Consider the following 6,000-nt stretch of genomic DNA (forward strand, 5'->3'; position numbering starts at 1 on the left):
TGCGACGCTCCACCGCGATGCGCGCATGAGCGGGTGGGAGATGGTGGCGGTCCTCGCCGCGGGGTTCGCCGCCGGTGGCATCAACGCCGTCGTCGGCTCGGGGACGCTGGTCAGCTTCCCCGTCCTGCTGGCCGTGGGCATCCCGCCGGTCCCCGCCACCATCAGCAACTCCCTCGGGCTGATCGCCGGCAACGCCTCGGGCGCGTTCGGTTACCGCCGCGAGCTGAGCGGGCAGGGCCGCCGGCTGCTCGGCCTGCTGCCCGCGTCGGTCCTCGGCGGCCTCACCGGCGCCTTCCTCCTGCTCCACCTGCCGGCGTCGACCTTCGAGGCCGTCGTGCCCGTGCTCATCGGCCTGGCCGTGGTGCTCGTCGCCGTCCAGCCGCTGGTGCAGCGCGGGCTCGCCCGGAATCGGACCGCGGCCCTGCCGGAGGTCCAGCGCGTGGGCCCGGGCCGCCTGGCCGCCCTCTTCGGCGGCGCCTACCTGACCGGCACGTACGGCGGGTACTTCGCGGCCAGCCAGGGCGTGCTGCAGATCGGCATCTTCGGGCTGCTGCTGCGCGAGTCGCTGCAGCGGCTCAACGCACTGAAGAACGTCCTCACCCTCGCGGTGAACACCGTGGCCGCCGGCGCGTACGTCGTCGTCGCGACCGACCGCATCGACTGGACCGCGGCCGCGCTGCTGGCCGGCGGATCACTCGTGGGCGGGTACGTCAGCTCCCGCTACGGACGGCGGCTGCCCGAGATCGTGCTCCGGACGGCGATCGTCGTCCTCGGGCTCATCGCGATCGCGGTCCTGGTGAACCGGTGAGCCCGCTCGAGTTCGGCTTCCTGGTGCTCGCCGGCATCGGCGCGGGCCTGACCGGCAGCATCGCCGGCCTGGCGTCCCTGGTCAGCTACCCCGCCCTCCTCGCCATCGGCATCCCGCCGGTCACCGCCAACGTCACCAACACCGTCGCACTCGTGCTCAACGCGGTGGGCTCGGTGAGCGCCTCCCGGCCGGAGCTGCGCGGACAGGGCAGGCGGCTGCGGCCGCTGCTGGTCGCCGCCGTCCTCGGCGGTGCCACCGGCATGGCCCTGCTGCTGCTGACCCCGACCGAGACGTTCGAGCGGATCGTCCCGTGGCTGATCGCCGGGGCGTCGGCGGCGATCCTCGTCCAGCGGCCGCCGCGCGAACTGGCCGCGGAGGGAGCGCAGCACCCCGTTCGCGATCCGCGGTGGCTGGCGCTGGGCACCTTCGCGGTGGCCATCTACGGCGGCTACTTCGGCGCCGCGGCCGGCGTGCTGCTCCTGGCGATGTACCTGCTGAGCACCGGCGAGGGCCTGCCGCGGGGCAATGCGATGAAGAACGTCGTCCTCGGCGCGGCCAACGGCGTGGCGGCGGTCGGCTTCGTGGTGCTCACCGACGTCGCCTGGTCGGCCGCGCTGCCGCTCGCCCTGGGGTTCTTCGTCGGTGGCCGGATCGGACCCACGGTCGTCCGGCGGGCACCGCAGACGGCGCTGCGCAGGGTCATCGCCGTCGCCGGGCTCGGCCTGGCCGTCCACCTGGGCATCCAGGCGTACTCCTAGACGCCGATGCGCGCTCTCCGACGTCTCGAGCCAGGCCGGGACGTCGGAAAGCGCGCAGTCGTCGCGTCGAGCGGTCAGCCTCGGCCGACGTAGGCGGCCAGCACCAGGACGACGATGCTGCCGAGCATCAGCAGCCGCGCGGGGGTCACGCCGTTCACCAGCCCTGCGGTCGCCTCCACCCATTGCGGGCGGACGACGGCGTCGCGGGCCTGCTGCCGCACGATCCGCACCTCGTCGGCCAGCAGGACGCCGGCGGTTCCCAGCATGCCGAGGCCGAGCACCACGAACACGACCGAGAGCCGCTCGTCGTAGGCCTCCGCCGTGCCACCGAGCACCGCGGCGACGATCCCGCCCAGCACCAGGCCCAGCAGGCCTCCGGCGACCGGGGCCCAGGGACCCATGACCGTGAGGGGGCCGCGGCGCGGCATCCGCGGAGTCGGGCGCACGCTCACCGGAGCCGTCGGCTGGACCCCCGGGGCGAGGTCCTGCTCCGCCGTCGGCGGCTCGGCGGCCGGCGCGGTGGGCGCGGCGGCGGGTGCGGGCTCCTTCGGCGCGGCAGCCGCCGGCTTCCCGGGCCGGACCACGGGGATCTCGGCGGTACCCGGGCCGACGGACGTGCTTCCGTTGCGTTCACTCATGACTGATCACCTCGCGCGCCACGCTAGGCGCACCCGCCCCAGCCGTCCGGGACGCCGCTCCGGCGGGCCGGTGACGCAGTGTGATGCCGCGCCGGGGGGCGGCCTGGTTCACAGGAGCCGGCGGCTGTCCGGACCCACCACCCGCAGCCACCGGTAGCCGTAACCGTCGAGCTGGAGCTCCACGCGGCCGTCGTCGGACACCGGGGTGCTGCCGGGCTGCAACAGGTCGGCCAGGCGGTGGCCGGAGTCGCACCCCTCGAGGGTCAGCGGCACCGTCCGCGGCTCGGGACACAGGTTGTGCAGGGCCACCAGCGCGCCGTCGTCCCAGGTGCAGAGGTGGGCCAGCACCTCGGGGCAGGGGTGCTCCAGCACCTGGAATCCGCCCCAGCCGAGCTCCGGCGACTCCCGGTAGCGGCGGATCAGCAGCCGCATGAACGACAGCAGCGAGTCCGGGTCGTTGCGCTGGTCGGCGACGTTGACGTACTCCGGTGCGAAGCCGCCGCTCACCACCGGGCCGGGCAGCTTCCGCGGCTCGGCGGACGAGAAGCCACCGTTGCGGCCGGAGGTCCACTGCATCGGTGTCCGGACGGCGTGCCGGCCCTCCGCGTCGAGGTCCTCCCCCATGCCGATCTCCTCGCCGTAGAACAGCACCGGGGTGCCCGGCAGGGAGAACAGCAGGCTGTAGACCATGCGGACCCGCCGCGGGTCGCCGTCCAGCATCGGCGGCAGCCGCCGGCGCAGCCCGCGCCCGTAGACCTGCATGCGCTCCTCCGGACCGAACGCGGCGAAGACCTCCTCGCGCTCCTCGTCGGAGAGCTTGTCGAGGGTGAGCTCGTCGTGGTTGCGCACGAAGGTGGCCCACTGCGAGTCCGGGTGCAGGGCCGGCCGGGCCTCGAGGGCGGCGGCGATCGGTCCGGCGTCGGACCGGGCCAGCGCCAGGTAGAGCGCCTGCATGCCGTTGAAGTCGAACTGCATCGTGAGCTCGTCGCCGTCGGCACCCCCGAAGAACTCCAGCTGCTGGTCGAAGGGCAGATTGACCTCGCCCAGCAGGACGCCGTCGCCGGTGCGCCGGCCCAGCACCTTCCGCAGCGCACGCAGGTAGTCGTGCGGCTCGGGGAAGGCACCGCCGTCCGCCCCGACGGTCTCCAGGAAGAAGGGGACGGCGTCGACGCGGAAACCGGAGAGCCCCACCTGCAGCCAGAAGCCCATGATCTTCGCGATCTCGTCCCGGACCCTCGGATTCGTGACGTCGAGGTCCGGCTGCTCCTTGTAGAACTTGTGCAGGTACCACTCCCCCGTCTTCTCCGACAGCGTCCAGATGCTGTCCTCCTGGTCGGGGAAGACCACCTGGTCGGAGGTGTCCGGCGGCGGGTCGGAGCGCCAGACGTAGAAGTCCCGGAAGGGCGAGTCCTTCGACTGCTCCGCCGACCGGAACCAGGGGTGCTTGCGCGAGGTGTGGTTGACCACGAGGTCGGCGATCACCCGCATGCCACGATCGTTGGCCGTCCGGATCACCTCGACGAGGTCGCCGTGGGTGCCGAGACGGGGGTCGACGCCGTAGAAGTCGGTGATGTCGTAGCCGTCGTCGCGCTCGGCGGTCGGATAGAAGGGCATCAGCCACAGGCAGGTGATGCCGAGGTCGGCGAGGTGGTCGATCCGCTGGGCGAGGCCCGCGAAGTCGCCGGTGCCGTCGCCGTTCCAGTCCATGTACGTCTCGACGTCGAGGCAGTAGACGACGGCGTTCTTCCACCAGAGGTCGCTGGTGGCGGTGATGTTCATGCCCGCACCGCCTCGACCGGACCGGGCGCGCTCACCCCGAGCTGCGGCAGCACGTGCTCGCCGAAGGCGTCGAGGAACGCCCGTTGCTCCTTGCCCACGTGGTGCAGGTAGATCTCCTCGAACCCCAGGTCGACGTACTCCTGGAGCCAGGCGGTGTGCTGCCCCAGGTCGGCCGACACCCGGACCGCGTCCGTCACGTCCTCGGGGGTCACGTGGGCGCTGGCCTGCTCGAACGCCTCCGGACTGTCGAGGTCCCAGCACAGCGGGGGCGGGAAGACGTTGCTGCGCCACTGGTCGTGCGCGAGGGCCAGTGCCCGGTCCGGATCGGGGTCCCACGACACGTGCACCTGCAGGGCCACGGTCCCCCGGCCACCGGCGTCCCGGTAGGCGGCGATCATCTCGCGCAGCTTGTCGTGCGGCTGGTTGATGGTGACCAGCCCGTCGGCCCACGCGGCGCCGTTGCGGGCGGTGGCCACGCTCACCGCCGGGGCGATCAGCGCGGGCTGGACCTCGGGCAGCGTGTAGACCTTCGCCCGGTCGACGGTGACCAGCCCCTCGTGGCTGACCTCCTCCCCCGCCAGCAGGGCGCGGATGATCTGCACGCACTCGCGCAGCCGGGCGTCCCGCAGCTCCTTGCGCGGCCACACGTCGCCGGTCACGTGCTCGTTCATCGCCTCGCCGCTGCCCAGCGCCACCCAGAACCGGCCGGGGAACATCGCGCCCAGCGTCGCGATCGCCTGCGCGACGATCACCGGGTGGTACCGCTGCCCGGGGGCGTTCACCGCCCCGAACGGCAGCGACGTCGTCGCCATCGCCGCGCCGAGCCACGACCAGGCGAACCCGGACTCCCCCTGGCGCGGATTCCAGGGCGTGAGGTGGTCCGAGCACATCGCCGCGGTGAAGCCCACCGCCTCGGCCTGCTGGACCGCCGTCAGCAGCTCGGCGGGATGCACCTGCTCGTGCGAGTTGTGGAACCCGATCACCGGCATCGTCCATGCCTACCCAGGTCCGCCGCCCGCGGCTACTCCAGCAGTGCGACGACCCGCTCCGGCGACGTCGCGACGTCGAGGTGGCTGCCGCCGCCGTCGCCGGCCACCGGCCAGCCGCGGTCGCGGGCCTCGGCCGCCGCGCCGTCGTAGGCGGACGAGAGCTGGACGTACCGGGCGCCCTGCTCGGGCCAGCCCTCGGGCACCGGGACGGCGACGTCGTAGAAGTCCGCCGGCAGTTCGTGTCCCTCCGCCCGGACGGCGTTCCGCACCTCCACGTCGGGCAGCAGCTCGTCGAGCACGTCGGAGCCCCACCACGTCGTCCAGTCGGGGATGCGGCCGCCCCGCACCAGCCCAGCGACCCGGCCGCGGATCTCGTCGTCGGCCTCCGTCGCGCCCGAGCGGGCCGGCACCAGCGCGTCGACCCACACGACCCGGCGCGCACCCACGGCCAGGGCGACGGCAGGCAGCGTCACGCCGGCCCCGGAGAAGCCCAGGACGGCGTCGACGGGCCCGCCCGCGGCGGCGGCGTCCCGCCAGCGCTCCGGCCACCCTGCCGCAGGATCCACGGTCGGGCGCAGGTCCGGCACGACGACGTCGTCGCCGCGACGGCGCAGCTCGCCGGCCAGCGGACCGAGCACGGCGGGCCCCAGCAGGGGCGGGTGGACCAGCAGCCAGCGGGTCACCGGCCCAGTCTGGCGGTGGACGCCGACGAGCGGGCAGCCCCTTGACGCCGACGTGTTCGCGCCCCGCTTGACCAGCGGAAATGTCGTACCCCCGCCCTAGCGTGGGGGTGTGCCTCGGATTTCCGGCTCCTCTCGCGTGGAGGGTGTGCTGATCGACTGGTCGCTGGACCAGCCGGTGAGCGGTCGGGGGCTGCCGGTGGGACTGCTGTCCCGGAAGCAGGTCGCCGCGGAGCTCCAGCGGCGGGAGCGCCGACGGGCGATGGACGCCGCGTACGAGGCGGCGTTGATCCTGCGGATGGCCGAGCTGAGCTGCGACGAGCACGACCCGCCACCGGGCAGCCCGGG

General features: G+C 73.6%; 6 protein-coding genes and 1 pseudogene. 3 read left to right on the top strand and 4 right to left on the bottom strand.

The window, feature by feature from the left end; translation table 11 throughout:
- Positions 1-25: 25 nt before the first annotated feature.
- Entirely contained in the window at positions 26-808 is a 783-nt protein-coding gene (locus BN344_RS00255) for a sulfite exporter TauE/SafE family protein (RefSeq protein WP_040336564.1), read from the top strand.
- Complete coding sequence (locus BN344_RS00260; protein WP_040336565.1) at positions 805-1,566, top strand: sulfite exporter TauE/SafE family protein; 762 nt, start codon at positions 805-807, stop codon at positions 1,564-1,566. The genes BN344_RS00255 and BN344_RS00260 overlap by 4 nt, the downstream gene beginning before the upstream one ends.
- A 74-nt stretch (positions 1,567-1,640) precedes the next feature.
- Here the strand turns inward: BN344_RS00260 and BN344_RS00265 are convergent, their stop codons facing one another.
- The 4 genes from BN344_RS00265 to BN344_RS00280 form a co-directional block, all read right to left on the bottom strand.
- Entirely contained in the window at positions 1,641-2,204 is a 564-nt protein-coding gene (locus BN344_RS00265; RefSeq protein WP_040336566.1) for a hypothetical protein, read from the bottom strand.
- Positions 2,205-2,312: 108 nt separating this feature from the next.
- Positions 2,313-3,983, bottom strand: coding sequence for an alpha-amylase family protein (locus BN344_RS00270; RefSeq protein WP_040336567.1), 1,671 nt, complete (start codon positions 3,981-3,983; stop codon positions 2,313-2,315).
- A complete protein-coding gene (locus BN344_RS00275; RefSeq protein WP_040336568.1) occupies positions 3,980-4,972 on the bottom strand; it encodes a TIGR03885 family FMN-dependent LLM class oxidoreductase in 993 nt (330 codons plus the stop codon). The genes BN344_RS00270 and BN344_RS00275 overlap by 4 nt, the downstream gene beginning before the upstream one ends.
- 32 nt (positions 4,973-5,004) lie before the next feature.
- Positions 5,005-5,655: a hypothetical protein gene (locus BN344_RS00280; protein WP_040336569.1), complete on the bottom strand. Its 651-nt coding sequence runs from the start codon at positions 5,653-5,655 to the stop codon at positions 5,005-5,007.
- A 136-nt stretch (positions 5,656-5,791) separates the two neighbouring features.
- Between BN344_RS00280 and BN344_RS20445 the strand changes: the two are divergent.
- Positions 5,792-6,000: pseudogene (locus BN344_RS20445) on the top strand (HNH endonuclease); the annotation flags it as partial.

The organism is Candidatus Blastococcus massiliensis AP3 (genome assembly GCF_000582785.1).
GTDB classification, from domain to species: domain Bacteria; phylum Actinomycetota; class Actinomycetes; order Mycobacteriales; family Geodermatophilaceae; genus Blastococcus; species Blastococcus massiliensis.